Origin of the sequence: Thalassobacillus cyri, from assembly GCF_900107755.1 — a bacterium.
In the GTDB taxonomy this organism is placed as follows: Bacteria; Bacillota; Bacilli; order Bacillales; family Halobacillaceae; genus Thalassobacillus; species Thalassobacillus cyri.
This window is the reverse complement of sequence record NZ_FNQR01000012.1, coordinates 1-16,072: the sequence shown is the minus strand read 5'-3', so window position 1 is coordinate 16,072 and position 16,072 is coordinate 1. Positions and strand designations below refer to the sequence as shown.

Annotated in this window: 20 protein-coding genes and 1 riboswitch; of the genes, 4 read left to right on the top strand and 16 right to left on the bottom strand. The window is 43.8% G+C overall.

Annotated elements, in window-relative coordinates; all coding sequences use genetic code 11:
• Positions 1 to 170 precede the first annotated feature (170 nt).
• Both BLV00_RS14115 and ymzB read left to right on the top strand, forming a co-directional pair.
• Positions 171 to 389 (top strand): hypothetical protein, encoded by a 219-nt coding sequence (locus BLV00_RS14115; protein ID WP_093045620.1) that lies wholly within the window; start codon positions 171 to 173, stop codon positions 387 to 389.
• 419 nt (positions 390 to 808) lie between these two features.
• Positions 809 to 1,165 carry a protein YmzB gene (gene ymzB / locus BLV00_RS14110; protein ID WP_093045619.1) on the top strand — a complete coding sequence of 119 codons (357 nt, stop codon included), beginning with the start codon at positions 809 to 811 and terminating at the stop codon, positions 1,163 to 1,165.
• A gap of 44 nt (positions 1,166 to 1,209) precedes the next feature.
• Here the strand turns inward: ymzB and serC are convergent, their stop codons facing one another.
• The 15 genes from serC to BLV00_RS14035 all read right to left on the bottom strand — a co-directional run bounded on the left by serC (position 1,210) and on the right by BLV00_RS14035 (position 12,872).
• Positions 1,210 to 2,292: a 3-phosphoserine/phosphohydroxythreonine transaminase gene (serC, locus tag BLV00_RS14105; RefSeq protein WP_093045618.1), complete on the bottom strand. Its 1,083-nt coding sequence runs from the start codon at positions 2,290 to 2,292 to the stop codon at positions 1,210 to 1,212.
• Between the two features lie 158 nt (positions 2,293 to 2,450).
• Positions 2,451 to 2,532: riboswitch (glycine riboswitch) on the bottom strand.
• A 214-nt stretch (positions 2,533 to 2,746) separates the two neighbouring features.
• Complete coding sequence (locus BLV00_RS14100) at positions 2,747 to 3,802, bottom strand: DUF2332 domain-containing protein (protein ID WP_093045719.1); 1,056 nt, start codon at positions 3,800 to 3,802, stop codon at positions 2,747 to 2,749.
• On the bottom strand, positions 3,786 to 4,616 hold the full coding sequence (locus tag BLV00_RS14095; RefSeq protein ID WP_093045617.1) for an aminoglycoside adenylyltransferase domain-containing protein: 831 nt from the start codon (positions 4,614 to 4,616) through the stop codon (positions 3,786 to 3,788). The genes BLV00_RS14100 and BLV00_RS14095 overlap by 17 nt, the downstream gene beginning before the upstream one ends.
• Positions 4,609 to 5,073, bottom strand: a complete 465-nt coding sequence (locus BLV00_RS14090) for a GNAT family N-acetyltransferase (RefSeq protein ID WP_093045718.1) — start codon at positions 5,071 to 5,073, stop codon at positions 4,609 to 4,611. Before BLV00_RS14090 ends, BLV00_RS14095 begins: the two co-directional genes overlap by 8 nt.
• Positions 5,074 to 5,116: 43 nt before the next feature.
• A complete protein-coding gene (locus tag BLV00_RS14085) occupies positions 5,117 to 5,581 on the bottom strand; it encodes a DUF4367 domain-containing protein (protein ID WP_093045616.1) in 465 nt (154 codons plus the stop codon).
• A gap of 233 nt (positions 5,582 to 5,814) precedes the next feature.
• Positions 5,815 to 6,078, bottom strand: a complete 264-nt coding sequence (locus BLV00_RS14080; RefSeq protein WP_093045615.1) for a hypothetical protein — start codon at positions 6,076 to 6,078, stop codon at positions 5,815 to 5,817.
• 18 nt (positions 6,079 to 6,096) lie between these two features.
• A complete protein-coding gene (locus tag BLV00_RS14075) occupies positions 6,097 to 7,005 on the bottom strand; it encodes an aminoglycoside phosphotransferase family protein (protein WP_093045614.1) in 909 nt (302 codons plus the stop codon).
• Between the two features lie 222 nt (positions 7,006 to 7,227).
• Complete coding sequence (locus BLV00_RS14070; RefSeq protein ID WP_093045613.1) at positions 7,228 to 7,530, bottom strand: monooxygenase; 303 nt, start codon at positions 7,528 to 7,530, stop codon at positions 7,228 to 7,230.
• A gap of 54 nt (positions 7,531 to 7,584) precedes the next feature.
• A complete protein-coding gene (locus BLV00_RS14065) occupies positions 7,585 to 8,046 on the bottom strand; it encodes a DUF4362 domain-containing protein (RefSeq protein ID WP_093045612.1) in 462 nt (153 codons plus the stop codon).
• Between the two features lie 322 nt (positions 8,047 to 8,368).
• The gene (locus BLV00_RS14060) at positions 8,369 to 8,887 is read right to left on the bottom strand and encodes an SRPBCC family protein (protein ID WP_093045611.1); all 519 of its coding nucleotides are present in this window, start codon (positions 8,885 to 8,887) and stop codon (positions 8,369 to 8,371) included.
• An 18-nt stretch (positions 8,888 to 8,905) separates the two neighbouring features.
• The gene (locus BLV00_RS14055) at positions 8,906 to 9,403 is read right to left on the bottom strand and encodes a VOC family protein (RefSeq protein ID WP_093045610.1); all 498 of its coding nucleotides are present in this window, start codon (positions 9,401 to 9,403) and stop codon (positions 8,906 to 8,908) included.
• A gap of 22 nt (positions 9,404 to 9,425) precedes the next feature.
• Complete coding sequence (locus tag BLV00_RS14050) at positions 9,426 to 9,842, bottom strand: VOC family protein (RefSeq protein ID WP_093045609.1); 417 nt, start codon at positions 9,840 to 9,842, stop codon at positions 9,426 to 9,428.
• Positions 9,843 to 10,047: 205 nt separating this feature from the next.
• Entirely contained in the window at positions 10,048 to 10,842 is a 795-nt protein-coding gene (locus tag BLV00_RS14045) for a helix-turn-helix transcriptional regulator (RefSeq protein WP_093045608.1), read from the bottom strand.
• Between the two features lie 332 nt (positions 10,843 to 11,174).
• Positions 11,175 to 11,627: a GNAT family N-acetyltransferase gene (locus tag BLV00_RS14040; RefSeq protein ID WP_093045607.1), complete on the bottom strand. Its 453-nt coding sequence runs from the start codon at positions 11,625 to 11,627 to the stop codon at positions 11,175 to 11,177.
• 24 nt (positions 11,628 to 11,651) lie between these two features.
• Complete coding sequence (locus BLV00_RS14035) at positions 11,652 to 12,872, bottom strand: hemolysin family protein (RefSeq protein ID WP_093045606.1); 1,221 nt, start codon at positions 12,870 to 12,872, stop codon at positions 11,652 to 11,654.
• 214 nt (positions 12,873 to 13,086) lie between these two features.
• Between BLV00_RS14035 and BLV00_RS14030 the strand changes: the two genes are divergently transcribed.
• Positions 13,087 to 13,413, top strand: coding sequence for a hypothetical protein (locus BLV00_RS14030; RefSeq protein WP_093045605.1), 327 nt, complete (start codon positions 13,087 to 13,089; stop codon positions 13,411 to 13,413).
• Positions 13,414 to 13,519: 106 nt separating this feature from the next.
• Here the strand turns inward: BLV00_RS14030 and BLV00_RS14025 are convergent, their stop codons facing one another.
• On the bottom strand, positions 13,520 to 14,368 hold the full coding sequence (locus BLV00_RS14025) for a DUF1206 domain-containing protein (RefSeq protein WP_093045604.1): 849 nt from the start codon (positions 14,366 to 14,368) through the stop codon (positions 13,520 to 13,522).
• Between the two features lie 314 nt (positions 14,369 to 14,682).
• Here BLV00_RS14025 and BLV00_RS14020 point away from each other — a divergent pair, with 314 nt between their 5' ends.
• On the top strand, positions 14,683 to 15,498 hold the full coding sequence (locus BLV00_RS14020; RefSeq protein WP_093045603.1) for a ZIP family metal transporter: 816 nt from the start codon (positions 14,683 to 14,685) through the stop codon (positions 15,496 to 15,498).
• Positions 15,499 to 16,072 lie beyond the last annotated feature (574 nt).

The window sequence follows — 16,072 nt, the reverse complement described above, 5'->3', positions numbered from 1 at the left end:
TTTACTCCTTTTAAAACTTCCTGTCTCGCTTGGGGGTGGGAATAAGGCGGGTATACATAACCGAGCAACCGTGTTATACTTGCTGAACAATTAAATAAGGGAATTTTGTTTGTCCAGTTAACTAAGTTAACTAGAGAAATTTTAGCTGACTCCAGAAAGGGGTAGAGTTAATGTTAGTAAATGTATCGTGGATCAACTTCCATAAGGAAAGTGAACTTGATCGCCCCGAGTTATTTCGAAGAATGGATGAAATTGAATGGGACACAAACGCAGAGGATGCGGAAATAAATGAGAGAAACCTTAAAAAAAAGCTGTCAGAGAGCTTCAAACTGCCAGTAAAAAAAATTCAAATTATCGATTACGACATAAAGCATGAAGTTAAAAGTTGACAATTTAAAATAATTTCTATAAACAAAGAGACGGTCAGAGGACCGTCTCTTTTATTGTCTAATCAACTTTTCAAGAGAGTTGACTTTACAATTAAGCCCTCTTTTGTTGAAGACTCAGTTTCGAGACGTTAGGTTGCGGTTATGGTGGCTGGGAAAACGGATCGCTTTACGTGGGCATGTGGTGAGTTTCCTCAGGCTTCGCCTTCCCCGCGGAAAGCGAACCCTTCCCCAACGCCCCTAAGCTCCCCAATATCTCGAAATAAAGTCTTCGACTTTACGGCCTTTAATTGAATAAATCTTCTATGAAAAATCAACATTAGCGTTTAACAGAGCTCAGGAAAAAAGGGGTCTCTTGAAAAATAATAGTTATACGCATCAATTTAGTCCTCCAGGTAAAAATAAGGGTTGGAGGGATGCACATGTCACAGCAATACTTAACCATCGAAGAATTCAACCAGTTACTGCAGGAATGGAACGGCGAAAGAATAAAAATTGCCAAGCAGGAATTAGCAGATCACGACAGTATATCTATGCATTTAGATTCGATTTCTTATTCCAAAGATACGAGAAGGATTGACGGTTACGAGCCCATGCACACCATACAATTGAACGGGTCTGGACAAATCGAAACAGATGGCGATGGATTCCAGCCACTTCCTGACTCCTATTATGAAATTCCGCTGGAAGATACAACAAAATACCAGTTTGATGAAAATACATTCACGTTGGTTACCGAACGAGGAATTTACACCATTGAAATAGCCGGTGAACAGTAAAAGAGAGTTCTCTTCCTTACAAAAGGATGAGAACTCTCTTTGAGTTACTTGTGCTTACTTTCAAATTTTTTCATAAACGCGACAAGGGACAGGACGCCATCGATCGGCATCGCGTTGTAGATGCTGGCACGCATTCCGCCTACCGAGCGGTGCCCTTTCAATGTTTCTAAGCCTGCTTCTTTTGCTTCATCTACAAATGCCGCATTCAAATCATCCGAGGCACTTACAAACGGAATATTCATAAGGGAACGGCTGTCTTTTTTTACCGGTGAAGAAAACAACTCGGATTCCTCCATATAATCATAAAGCATTTGCGCCTTTTCGCGGTTGATCTTTTCCATTTCTTTGACGCCGCCCAGCTCCTTCAGCCATTCGAAAACAAGCTTTGCCATGTAAATTGCGTAGGTTGGCGGCGTGTTATACAAGGATCCTTTATCGCTATGCGTTTTATAGTTCAGCATGACCGGGCAGGTTTCCTGGGCTATTCCAATCAAGTCTTCACGGACGATCACAACTGTCAGCCCCGCAGGACCGATGTTTTTTTGGGCACCGGCATAAATCACCCCGAATTGTGATACATCGATTTCCTCGGACAGAATATTGGACGACATATCCGCAACAAGCGGGACATTGCCGGTATCGGGGATCCTGGAAAAAGCCGTCCCTTCTATCGTGTTATTCGTGGTGATATGAACATAATCCGCCTCCCGATCGATCATGGAGCCCTCCACCTCTGGTATATAAGTGAAATTGGCATCCTCCGACGAAGCAATCACTCGGATATCTCCATATTTCTCCGCTTCCTTGATCGCCTTTTTCGACCAGGAACCAGTGTTCACATAGTCTGCTTTTCCGTTCGTACCAAACAGGTTCAACGGCACCGCAGAAAATTGCTGCGAAGCACCCCCTTGTACGAAGAGCACTTTATAATTTTCTGGGATGCCCATCAGTTCACGCAGCAGCTGCTCCGCTTCCTGAATGATTTCCGTAAACAGTGCGGATCGATGACTCAATTCCATGACAGACATGCCGGAATCCCTATAATTCACCAGCTCCCTTTGTGCTTTTTCCAAAACGGGCAGCGGAAGCATGGAAGGCCCCGCTGAAAAGTTATAAATTCGCTTCATTTCGTCTAACCCCTCACTTTGTATGTAGTAGAACTTGCATGCATTAAAAAATTTTGCTTGTCCCCAAGTACTTCTTGGCGGAAACAAGTGAAACTTTCCTTAAGTATAAAAAAGAGAGACCGGGACTTCCCAATCTCATCAACATAAAAGGTATCGGATGTACCTCTTCTGTCCTTTTGCCTGAGATTATGAACCCTTCGGCGTTGCACAATAACGTGCATTCTCTCCAGAAGCTGCTCCTGTCATAGTACTACCCACGACATTCATCGCTTGCTTATATTCACTTATTGTTCGTTTTTTCAGAAAAATCAATGATATGCCTGGATTATAAAGCATTGCCTGCAGGTTATCAAGAGAGGGATAACGCACAACCCGCCTTTGACAGCGCTTACTTTATCGCTGTAAAGGGATTACAACCTTTTAGAGAAAAAGTTACTGGAACATCGTCCATTTATTAGACACGTTTCTCCTGGACGGCACAGTCTTTCACATGCCAGTCAAACCAGCCTCCATGACCATCAGTTTCCCCTATTGTTTCAGCATAACTTACTCCACTTATTACATAATCGAGATGGAGCTTCCTGTCCTCGATATTATTGTAGATGTGACATACATCCCGCTTCCGCCCGATTGCACTGACTTTCTGCAGCAAATCGTTTTTTACTTTTCGGGACATCTGGTTGGCGACATGAGTATGAAAGATGCAAAGCGTGCTGGCAGAGGGGGCTTGGGCAGCAAGTTCTTTCAGCATCGACACGCCATCCCCTTCGATCAAGGAAGGAGGAGATTTACTGAACTGCTTCACTGCTTTATCAAAAGTCTCCAGCCTTTCCTGATGTTCCGGCCATATAAGTGCCTTCAGCCATAAGGCATCTTCTCTATCCTTCAGGTCACTGACATGGAGATCCACCCCTACGCGGGAAGCTACAGGGGGAGCGCTATCAAGGAGCTCCGGCATGCTTCCCTGTCTTACTTTGGAAGATAAGTGAACCACTGAAGTGTTATTCCCATAAGAACGATTGCCACCGTAGGAATAACTATATTGGTCCCAGAGCAGTTGAAGACCGGCGCTTGTTCCAATCTCTACCAATGACAAGGAGTTTCCTGTTTTCTTATGTATGTAACAAAAAAGTGGATAAAGATACGCACAGCGTCTCACTTCGTTCGTTTGCACAAGTTTTTCCTGCAAAATTGCTATTATTTCTTTTTGATAGGTACGACAAAAATCAAGGAAACTGGAAAATGAACCTTCCACCTGCTTCGGCTTCCCTGTAATACTCGGGTAAAAGTGACCGAGTTCATGCGTATTCCCTGCTAACAATAACTGATGGACTGCCCCAAATAACAGATTAGGTATAGGCTGCCCTCTTCTCGCATACGAGCTCAATTGGAGTAACTCTTCATTACCAGCAATTTTGACAGACAAAAATTGATACAAAGCGCTTGATCCTTTACACTCCAGCTCCGCAAAATCCAGAAATTTAGCAGCAATCTCATTTTTCTCCATCAGACATCCCCCTTGGGCTGTTACCATTGCTTCTCTCTAACAAATTTTCTATTTTCACTTTTAAAAACGCTTTGATCCTGAACAGCTCCTCTGCTTCTAAAACAATGCTGCCGTCGTTCTCCTGATAGATTGCAAGTACCGATTGGATGATCGTATGGTATTCTTCAGGAAGATGCTTGATCCCCCACTTCGCACCTTCCAATTTCGAAATAATGTCACCCGCTTTTAAATATCGATAAAAACGAATCAAATTTAATGTGCAGTATACAGGATCATGAACAATGTTATCCAGACAGTCGTAATAATCATTTTGTATAGAAGCGACAAAATCTTTTTCTGGCACCCTCGGAAGTACTTCATGAATCGGCTTTCCAGATAAACAAATTCCTTTATGATAGGTAACGGTGAGATGAGCTGCCAAATCCGGGTCCTTCCATTTCGCATTAACGAAAGTGTCACCCGTTTTTTTCTGCTCGAATTCGTCTCTCCAATACTCACTATAATGGAAGTCAAACATGCTTGGATGCTCCCAGTCCACCAATTGCTGTTCATTCATGAAGGTAATTTCTATCGGGAAAGGGTGGGTAGATTTTGTTAAAAATAGTTCGGACAGGTAACGCGCTTCCTGATTTGTAAGCCGTGTTTTTGTGATTCCTAAGAGATCGATGTCACTGTTCCTGGCATTAAAACCACCCATGGCAAGTGATCCGTGCAGGTATAAACCGACCAGATTCGATTTCAGCAATGCTTCTATTTCCTTGACTATTTCAGTAAGGTGGAAATCTGGGTTACTTCTATCTCCATTGACATTATTCATTTTCTGGCTCCCATTTCAGCATGCAACTCATGTTCAAAAACTCGTAGCTGCTTCCGTTCGTAACCTGCATGTATGGTTCCCCACGGACAAATCCTGCTTTTTCATAAACTTTAATAGCCCGCTCGTTGAAAGCAGCAACGGATAAGGTTATCCGGATGGGATTGAAAGATTTTATCGCAAAGTTCAGCCCCGCATCGACAAACTTCCTCCCCCGGCCTCCACCAGTTAACGAAGGTTTCATTCCGAGGCCGATATCAACGGTTTGCGAATCAACGGGGTGATAACTGAAAAAGCCTGCTAATTCTTCCCCACTGGTAACGACATAATAATTTTCCCCGCGTTGCTCGGGGTCGAGGAATTCCTCAAGGTCCTCCCGATCCGCCTCGATATCATAAAAGGAATATTCCCCGTCATAATGCCAGTGGCGAGCAATTTCTTCTGCTTGATGCTGGGTCATTGGAAAGAATCTATAAGCCACGCAAATCAACCCTTCTGCCTTATTACTTAAATGTACTCGCTATAGCGATCAATTGGGAATCCTCCAGTGCTTCGGTATCGCCGGCAATCGTCTTCAATTGGTAATGGACCTCATCTTTTTCCCAGAGAAGCATTCTGGCGCCCTGGGCATTTTCATAAAAGAAACCCTTCCTGTCGCCAATTTTCACTTCCTCAAATAAATTGCTTTTCGCAGCATTCAGGGTCGCATTAACCACCTCGAGCATCATTTGCTCCCCATTTGTGCCGGTAAAATATACAGAAAAGATAGGCTGGTCTGGTACGAGTGTATCCGTTTCAATACTTTTCACTTCAAAAGGAACTTGCTCAGGCAGCTCGTAGTCAAAATCAACTTCTTGTAAATGATCGTTGACTTGCGTCTTGTCGTATGTATGCATCGCATTTGGTTCGGTGGAACAGCCTGCTGTAAAAAGAACCAGCATGAATAATAATCCTATTTTCAGCTTCATGTCTACTTCCTCCTCGTTGTCCTGCATTCCCTGTTTCGGGTTTCTCTCTTATTCTACTGAAAGTAAACTGATTTTTCACTTAAGTCGATCTCTATAATGGATGCCTGCTTGTTCCTAATCACGATTCGTCAACAGGAGTCTTTCCGTCATCCCTTCCCATTCAATCGTTGCTTCAATCTCCTGTTCTTCCGAAGTAATAGAACACCCCTGGCAGCCACCCAATCTAAAATCCTTTACCCCTGATCACTTAGGGAAGTTCCTCCCGATGATTCACTCATCTGGCTGATAAAGTGATAGTCAATCGTTTCTGGCGGCTCTCCCTCTCCTATATATTGAATAGATGCACTTCTATTCAGCGTATCACTACTGGTTTGATTAATTCGATAGGTCACTTCCCAGTTTTCACTTTCCCCTGTGTAATGAAGGGTTCTTTGCCCGGTACACGCAGACAGGGTAATTACTGCCAGGACCAACCATACCAATGACTTGTACCTCATCCGCTCCCCCTTTCTTTTTTAGCTTCCTTTAAGGAGTAATAGTTTTTCAAAAACCTCAATCACTTCAAAAAACGATTGATCATAACTGCCATGATCATCGACCGTCCAACTGGCTGCCAACACCGTATGGCAAAAACCCCACAATAGCAGCCTCTCCTTATTTAGTTTTAATTCCTCTGTGAAAATCTCGACCCGCTTTTCTATCACGGGAAGCTTGCCTTCTTCTGGCAGCTTATTCAAAAGAAACTGGATCAAATCATACTCCCTTTCGCCTATAAGCCCCTTCGGATCGATGGCTGTCCATTCATCCTTTCTGGAAGCAAGCACATTGTAATGATGAAAATCACCGTGAAGCAAACGGAGGTCACGACTGGTTTCATGCAGGCAGGTAAACATTCTGCTTGCCTGTTCAAGTGTTTCTTTTGATATTGGACCCAGCCCATTTGGATTTTTCGATAAAATTGCTTTTAAGTTATCTTCTCTCGCTTTTGTTGTTGGAAGACGGGTGTTTTCAGGAGCAGGATGATGTAATTTTTTCAGTACATGAGCTGCTATACGGCAAGCTTCTTCGTCATCTTCCAATTCTGCAAGTGTATAGCCGGGGGTCAACTTTTCTATTAATAAAATTCGATGTTCCTGATCAACCTCTACTAGAGAAGCCATTCCCTCCCCATTAAACAAATGCAATGCTTCCCATTCATCGAGAAATCCTCCGCCTGGAAGCGAGATTTTAACTACCAGCTCTGTTCCGTCTTCACGGACTGCAGGTGCGACATAATTGATCGACAGGAAAAAGGGCGTTTTCAACTGCAACGCCCACTTTTCTTCACAATATGTAATCAGGCCTGGCAGTTTTTGCAGCCAGGCTTCTCCTTCTTCTTTAAAATACAAACGTACGGATTCCACAAACTGTTTCTGCATCTCCATCACAATACTCCTTCATTACATAAGCGTATATGTATCAGGATCAACCTGCAGTCCGGTAACCCTTTCAAACAGTGACCGTTTGCGGTGGGTTGCTTTATTTCTTACGGACGTTCTCCTGTACAACTGCTTTGCCGTTCATTCCCACTACTTCTCTTTCCTGCCTGGAAATTCCTCCTAAAAAAACGCAACCCTTTTCAGGATTGCGCCAAAGCTGGATATTATTTAACCGGCCCATGAATTAATGGCGGTTAACGGTTCATTCACTTCAAATACATTTCCATTCACCGGTTCGATACCGAACCCTTTCAAACGCTCCGTATGCATCGCCAAATATTTTTGAGCAGCTTCTTTCGTTTCAAATAAATAAATGCCGCCAGCCTCTTTTGCCTCGCTGTCTTCCGTCCAAATCTTCCATATAAATCCTTCTTCTTGATTGATACTTTCTGCCAGATCCGCAAAGCTTTCTGCCATTTCACTGCCGAATGGTCCCTCCATGTTAAAATCCACCTGGAGAATATAAGCCATGACAATCCCTCCTTTTCTTTTACTTTATCAGTCGGTTTTAACGGCACACAATGTTTAAGCCTCCGGTTCACGGACAGTAAACAAGAATGACTCACCGGCATTGGAATTACACCCACTCAATTCATAACGCCTTTCACCCTCTGTTTTTGTGCTTGCAATATCCGCACATTCCGCCTCTCTGATTCCTTTCCCCGTACCCGCATATGCATCCATGGTAATGTCATACGTGTAATGAATTTTTTCACCGTCAAATTTCAAGTTGTAAAAAATAGGATCTCCTTCGGTGGTATAGCTGGTAATCCGGATGTCATCTTTCTTGCCTGCATCCAGACTACTCAAAAATTTTTCAAACCGGTCCAGATTGGAAGTCTTCCCATGTAGATTTACGACATCCCCTCTTTGGATAGCAGTCTCCGGACTGACATGCGCTTTTGCATCAGGTGGCTCATCCATCTGCTGACAGGCCGTTAATACGGACATTACAATGATTGCCGAAAAGAAAAATGGAACCTTCATTTATACTCCCCATGCCCTGTTTAAGGAATACGGACTATTATTTATTAAGACGTACACAAAAGGAAAAAAGTTACACTAAAAAATCCGCCCCACGTCATGAGGGCGGATAAGCTTAATTAAGTTGAAATACGAGACAAATTTCCTCATTCGTAGACAGTTGGGGCGCGTTACTAGACAAACTAGCAGTTTTACTAGACAATATGGAGATTTTACTCGACATAAACGAACATTTACTAGACAGAAACGGAATTTTACTAGACAAGCAATACTGTTTACTAGAAATTAATCACATATACTAAACAGCGTGTATCATCTTCCCTTTTTATTTTTCCTTTTTCAAATGCTCATCCAGGCATTCGAATTGAGAGGAGACCCCTTCCACTACTCCCATGTCAAGAATGGATTTCAGTTCCTTTTCGGAAGTAAATTGCGTGTTAGAAATGAGCTTTGTCCGGCCATCTTGTTCCACAAATTCCATCGTTATAACAGTCTCTGGCATGCCTTCGACTGGATTGCCATGTTCATCTGCAAATGCATCAGTATAAACGATTTTCTCTGGAGCCTTGATTTCTTGGAAAACTCCTTTTCCTCTTGATTCCTGCCCATAAAAATCACCTTGATTCTTATCTGTACAACGCATACAATACTGCCAAACGCCATCAGGCTTGAACTCGAACTTCTGATTCTCGGTCTCCCATCCTTGCGGTCCCCACCAGCTGGCCAATTGATTGGAATCAGAATAAGCCAGAAACACCTGCTCCCTCGGGGCATCAAACATACGCTCCAAAATCAGATTCCGTCCTTCCACCCTATGCTGTAGCAAACGATTATTTTCAGCCATATTAGATCCTCCTTTAGGTTATTTATGAATTTCCTTTAATACATTCATATCAATTTTCTTCATCTGCAGCATGGCCTTCATGGCACTTTCGGCTTTTACCGGGTCGGGGCTGCTAAGTAATTCGGAAATTCGGGCAGGGATGATCTGCCAGGAGACCCCATATTTATCTTTCAGCCAGCCGCATTGCTGTGCTTTTTCATCTCCTCCGTCCGAAAGTTTCTCCCAATAGTAGTCCACTTCTTCCTGCGTATCACAATGGACAATAAACGAGATGGCTTCTGTAAAAAGGAAATGGGGGCCACCGTTTAACGCAACGAACTTTTGGCCTTCCAGCTGGAACTCCACCGTCATCACTGTCCCTTCAGCCATGCCGTGGATTTCCTGCCCTTCGTTCATATAGCGTGTGACTCGGACTATTTTGGAATCTTTAAATACGGAAGTATAGAACGCCGCTGCCTCTTCCGCTTGGTTTTCAAACCATAAGTTCGGCGTGATTTTTTGTATTTTATCACCCATCATATCAGCCTCCTTGCAGGTTTTACTTCTCCGTAATCTTGCTTTCATCCGTGTATAGGACTTCCCATAAATGTCCATCGATATCTTCAAAGCTCCACCCATACATAAACCCGCCGTCCATTGGATCATTGGACTGTTTTCCACCAGCTTCCAATGCCTTATTGACCAAATCATCTACCGCTTCCTTGCTGTCTACAGACAATGCCACAATTGCTTCCGTATGTTCGGTGGGGTCTGCTAGTTCTTTCTTAGTAAATGTCCGGAAAAAATCTTCTTTTAAAAGCATGGCATACATATTTTCACCAATCACTAAACAAGCCGCCTTTTCATCCGTGAACGTAGGGTTGAATTCAAAACCTAACCTCGTAAAAAAATCGATCGATTGATTCACATCTTTCACCGGTAAATTGACATACAATTGTTTTGCTTTAATAGACATCTTGTTATTCTCCCTTTCCTTATTCAATTTCCATCTGGGCCCGGCCCATATACACCTGGGATGGGGACGTTTAGCAATCGAAGGTAGACAGATATCTGTCAGCACGCTCCTTTCACATTATTTTTCTAGTTTCCATAAGGGTAATTTTTCCGTAGGTGATTCTTTATGACACTTCCAGTCTAGCACGCAAAAAACATAGGATTTCTTATCGATTGCTATGTTGTTTGACTCGTTGCAGAAAATTGTTCATCAGCAATGGCAGTGAAATCAGGATGGGCGGATCATCAAGACGTGGAGGACAGAGCGTTAACTCCTGGTATGGAATACGGGTGGAAGCTTCAACGATGATTGGTTTCTTGGAACGGGCGCGAAGTGTTTTATGTGGAAGCAGGAAGTCTCTGGCCTGCATTCTCCAGGATACGGAAGTCGCCAATAAATAGTAAACACCAGGTGAGACGCCTTTGAAACAGAATTCTCCTAAAGTTGACATCAGCGTGCCATATAAAGGGAATCCTTCCGGGATAGGTTTCGGAAACAAGCCGATCAGGACAACCCCGCTAAAGGGCTCTGAGGCTTTAATGGTGCCTTTTACATTAGGAGAGTCGCCTATAATGCTGCCAGGGTCTGACCAGTTGCTTAGTTTTTTCAACGATTGAAAATGATCACCAGCTTGCGGCAAAAAATTCCGGAATTGGGAAGGGGTCATGCCCACCCGTTCCGTAAATCGGGTAGTGAACGTTCCTAAACTTTGCTGGCCTATCTCCATGCCGATGTCCCGTACGCGCAAGTCCGTTTGCAATAGCAGGTCTTTCGCCTTCTGCAAACGTAATGCGGAAATATAATATAACGGGGAAACACCCATTTGCTGTTTGAAAATACGGGTGAAATGATACCGGCTATAGCCAGCCTGATCGGCCAAGTCGGCAAGCGACAATGGTTCGTAAATTCGCTGATGCATATAAGCGACCACTTCTTCGACTTCAGCATACCTGCCTGTCATGGATACCTTCCTCCTCATTTCTCCTGGCAGCGACTTGATTTACTCGAACAGTTGAGTTGAAATGAATCGACTGTTTCTGGCACGACGGCATCTCCTGATTCTTATTATTCAACTCCATTATCCACTAGTTTCTATGCTTTTCGCTAAATACCTTCTTTTTTCTCTATTTCCTCCCTATTACTCATTAGAAAAACTGCCTTATCGCCAAGTCTTTATGGCGAAAGCCTAAGTTTTTCTTATATTTTAACCCTTTAGCTTTCTTAAAGTATAAAAAAACAGGCAGTCTATTATGCTACTGCCTGTTTACCTATTATTATTTTTTTACAGCCCGCTCATAACTCAAGGGACAGCCGGATCATATCGCGGCACTGGATACCGTTTTCGTATATTTCTTCCTCATAGTGTCTGATAAAAAAGTCTGCTTCTACGCTGACCATCCGAAACCCGCACTTTTGATATAATGCCAATTGATCGACGCTGGAATTACCTGTGCCAAGCTCCATGGTTTGAAATCCGCGTGATTTGGCGACCTGGATGGCGTCCATCACTAACTGCTTCCCAAGCCCTTTTCCCCGGTGACTCTCTGCGATAGCTATATTTACTAATTCCACCGTTCCAGGCCTGGTGGGAAGCAGGACATAGACACCGATCGTGTTTCCATCACTTTCAGCTACCCTGCAGTCTCCTCGCTGTACATATTCCACGACCAACTTTCGGGAAGGATCAGCTTCCAGCAACAGCTCAATCGGAGGCTTTTCATCTTCATGAAGGTTCCTGACTTTCATAACAGTCTCTCCCTATCGTATGTGCTATTTGACCACCTGTACTTTACGAATCATTCTGCCGTCGAGTTCCAGTATTTTAAAGTTGATACCATCACGTTCCATGGTATCTCCTTCATCCGGAAAATCATTCAACTCTTTCAGCAGATAACCAGCCAGTACATCTTCTTCTTCTGGTATTTCCGTGTCGAAGATCGTATTCAGACGACGGAGCGTAATTTTTCCGTCACAGATCAATTCATGATCTGATATTTTTTCGACGATCGCATCGCCTTCCATATCCATTTCATCCTCTATTTCCAAACCGATCATTGCCTCAATGACATCCTCATGGGTAAGGATGCCTTCTGTCCCGCCATATTCATCGAGCACAATCGCCATATGCTTCTTCTCTATAGTCATCTTCCGGAAAACCCACTCAATTTTATGGAACTCATAGACAACGAGGGGATTTTTATAACAGTAGTCAGCGAGCGGTTTTTCAGGCGCCATTGCCCAGGAAATCAAGTATTTCGAATGAAAGACAGCGACAATGTCATCGATATCCTTTCGGTAAACCGGATATCTCGTATAAGGATTCTTTACGACCAGATCCCTCACCTCTTCAAAGGAAGCAGTATGGGGAATAGCCATGACATCTACCCGGGGTGTCTTCAGCACGTCCTTAACGTTCAAGTTGTAAAAATCGAATACCCCTTTGATTCGATGGGTTTCCGCTTCATTGAACGTCCCTTCCGAATCTGCGATATCGATCATCGTCCGGAATTCCTCTTTCGATATCGATACTTCTTCCGCTTTGCCTTTTGACAAAGCTTTCGTAATGGACCCGGTAAGCCAATTCAACACAATCGTGACGGGTTTGAATACCAGGACAAAAAAACGGATAACCGGAGCTACGACCATCGCAATCCGATCCGGGAAAGCAGCAGCTACGGACTTCGGTATCACTTCTGCAAAAATAATGATCACCACGGTCAGGATGGCAGATGCAATCCCGACACTGAAACCATATTGGATGGCAAGTGTCGTGACAAGCGTCGGCAGCAGAATATTCGCGATATTGTTACCAATTAAGATAGTCGTGATGAACTCACTCGGCCTTGAGATTAAATCTAACAGCCTGGCAGCCTTCCTGTCGTTCTTGTTCGCTTTTGACTGCAGCTTCATTTTGTTTGCCGCTGTGAGTGCCGTTTCACTTCCTGAAAAGAAAAGGGAAACGAAAATTAAAAAAATGATCGCAATGATCACAAGCAATTTCCTCCTTAGGTATAACTTACCATCAATTGTATCGAGAAGCGGGCCACAATGCTAGAATAAAGATTTTATTTTATGAAGCCTCTATCCCGTCAAAAAAGCCAACGCTTCTTTTCATCATAAATCACTGTGGATCCACATATAAATCTACTGCAATTGACTAAAAAACGTTACTTTCACGATAAGATCACCGAAAAGGAGACAAGCGATGAAAACCTCAATTTCTGTTCTTGCTGTCGTAGCTATCCTTCTTTTTGCATCCTTCCTTGAATCACCGACCATGAACACCAGGGGCGGCACCTTTGCACCGAGTGAAAACGCCGAAGAAACAAGCGAAGTAAGCGGCCAATCACAGGAAAATGAGGCCACTGCCTATACAAGCTTAGAATCTGTACTGGTAGAAAGTAAGGAATTGGATGGGTACCTCGTCGAAGCTTACCAGGAGATAGAAATCTACAAAGATAAACAAGGCAATATCGTCAAAAGAGTCCCCACCTACAATTACGATTATATAAAATATAAAATTGGGCCCTAACACCAAAAGCGCCTGTGAAAAAACAGGCGCTTTCGTCATATTAGCTATTAGATTGCAGTGGTATATTTCTACCAGAAAGTTATCTGGTCGTTCAATAAAAACACACTTACCTTACCTTGCCAAACATCATTTGTTCATAACGGCCGCGGGTTATCTGATAAAGACCGTATAAAATAAGTCCCAGAGCCACCACTCCTAATAGCCATTGACCGAATGGCTTTTGCGAAACTTCCGCCAGTGCGCCGTCTAATCCTTTGGCTTTACTAGGGTCATGGGTCATTGCTGTCTGGACTATGAAAAAGCCGATTACTCCAAGGACAATTCCACGGGCAGTCAACCCAGCGGTACCCGCGTTTTTGGCTATCCGTATTTCGTGGTCGCTCATTTTGATGGTCCGGAAGTTCTTTAAAAACTTTTGGCTTGTTCCACTGATCAGCTCGTATATACCATATCCAATCGTGATGACACCAATAGCTCCGAGAATCCACGCGCCGAATGGCTGGGACAACAGCTTGGCAGATAATGTATTCTGCGATCCTCCGCTGTTGCTTCCGGCATTAATGGCAATTTTAAAAGCTTTGAAAGCGATGGTTCCATATATGATTCCACTAATAAAGTAGCCTATTCTTGCCACCAGACCCTTGGCATCCGAGCCTTCACTTTGTGGATCTTTAAATGCTTTAATGAAGACCCACATGATATACAAAATAAGGCCCAGCCCAATCAGCCACAAGATGACATTACCAGCAGGCACCTGGGCGACCGAATGAAACATGCCGCTCGTCCCGGTTGTTTTCCCTCCAACACCAATGGCAGCCATAAAAGCCAGTATGCCTATCAACGCATATACAAGCCCTTTGGCCATATAGCCCGCTCGGGCGAGTCGTCTGACCCACGGTTTGATGTCTTCTTTTGTAACTTCTTTATTATTTGTCAATGATTCCGTTGCATCCATCCTGAACCCTCATTTCATACATAATCGAATACTTATAACTTCCCGCTTTCCATAAAATAAAAACCAAACAGGGTATGCCAGCGTCACCTATGACCTTTCCCAAATTAATTGGTATTAGATGTTAGATGCTTGCTACTTTAGGGAACTGGTTTATCCTGATGCCTTCTTTTTATATTTTTTTCTCTCTATGAAAATTGGAGATAGGAACATAAACAGGAATAACGATTGACTTTCATTTTCCTAGCGCTTAAAATTTTTACCTAAGGAAACTTTTATATCTGCACAAAATAAACATCATAGGAGGAAACCCAGCAATGATTGATATATTTCTTGACCTGCCTCCAATGGTCCAGGCGCTTATCGCCACGTGTTTCACCTGGGGAATGACAGCGCTAGGGGCAGCCCTTGTATTTACAACGAAAACAATGAATCAGAAACTGTTAGACGGTATGTTAGGTTTTGCCGGCGGAGTCATGATCGCTGCAAGCTTCTGGTCACTACTCGCACCTGCTCTGGATATGGCAGAAAAAGATGATATCGCAGCATGGATTCCTGCCGCTGTCGGCTTTATGCTGGGAGGGATTTTTCTATGGGGTATCGATAAAATTATTCCCCACCTCCACCCAGGAGCCTCGATGACAGAAGCGGAGGGATTGCAGCCAAATAAAAAGCGGCGAAGTACATTATTGGTCCTTGCGATTACGTTGCATAATATCCCGGAAGGTCTGGCTGTCGGTGTTGCATTCGGCGCTGCTGCTGCCGGCTTCCCTGAATCATCTCTGGCTGGAGCGGTTGCTCTTGGTCTAGGTATCGGCATTCAAAACTTCCCGGAAGGCGTGGCAGTTTCCCTGCCCCTTCGAAGAGACGGGATTTCACGCAGAAAAAGCTTCTTTTATGGTCAATTTTCTGGTATGGTCGAACCAATTTCAGCGGTTATCGGTGTGTTAGCCGTTACGTTAGTCGAACCTCTCTTGCCATATGCCTTGAGTTTCGCTGCAGGTGCCATGATTTTCGTAGTTGCAGAGGAAGTTATTCCAGGTTCCCAGGAGGAAGGGAATAAGGACTTAGCATCCATGACTTTAATGATAGGTTTCACCGTCATGATGATACTCGATGTCGCACTGGGATGATAAAACCATGAGACCGACTTTTCCATAGTCGGCTTCATGGTTTTTTATTTTTCATAAGAAGCTTATTCAACCATAGGGCCGTAAAGTCGAAGACTTGATTTCGAGATAATTTGGGTCCGTCGCCTAATTGGGAGAAGGGAGGCTGGGAAACGGTTTGCTTTCCTGTGGGGGAACTGGCAAGCCTCCTCAGACTTCGTCTTCCGGGGTCTTGCCTAGCTCCTTCTCCCACGGGAGTCTCACCGTTTCCCCGCTACCCTATCCATTTTTTGATGAACGAACCTTGCTTTGTAAGAAGATATCTTCCACATTCACCCAAAACAAGGCACAATGATACAGGAAACAAGCCCTCTTTGTAGCTGTTACAATGTTTGAATGATTCTGCCTACCGATGTTTCCGTTTCTCTTATAAATGCAAGGAGGTCCGGGAAATCGCGAGACTCCTGTGGAATGAACATGATCGGTGAGATCCCGCAAGGCGATGCAGTGCACCCCTATTGTTGGACACTCATCTGACAATAGGAGGTGCTCTTATGAGCCAGTATACCCCCGAAGAAAAACTACACATTATTAAACG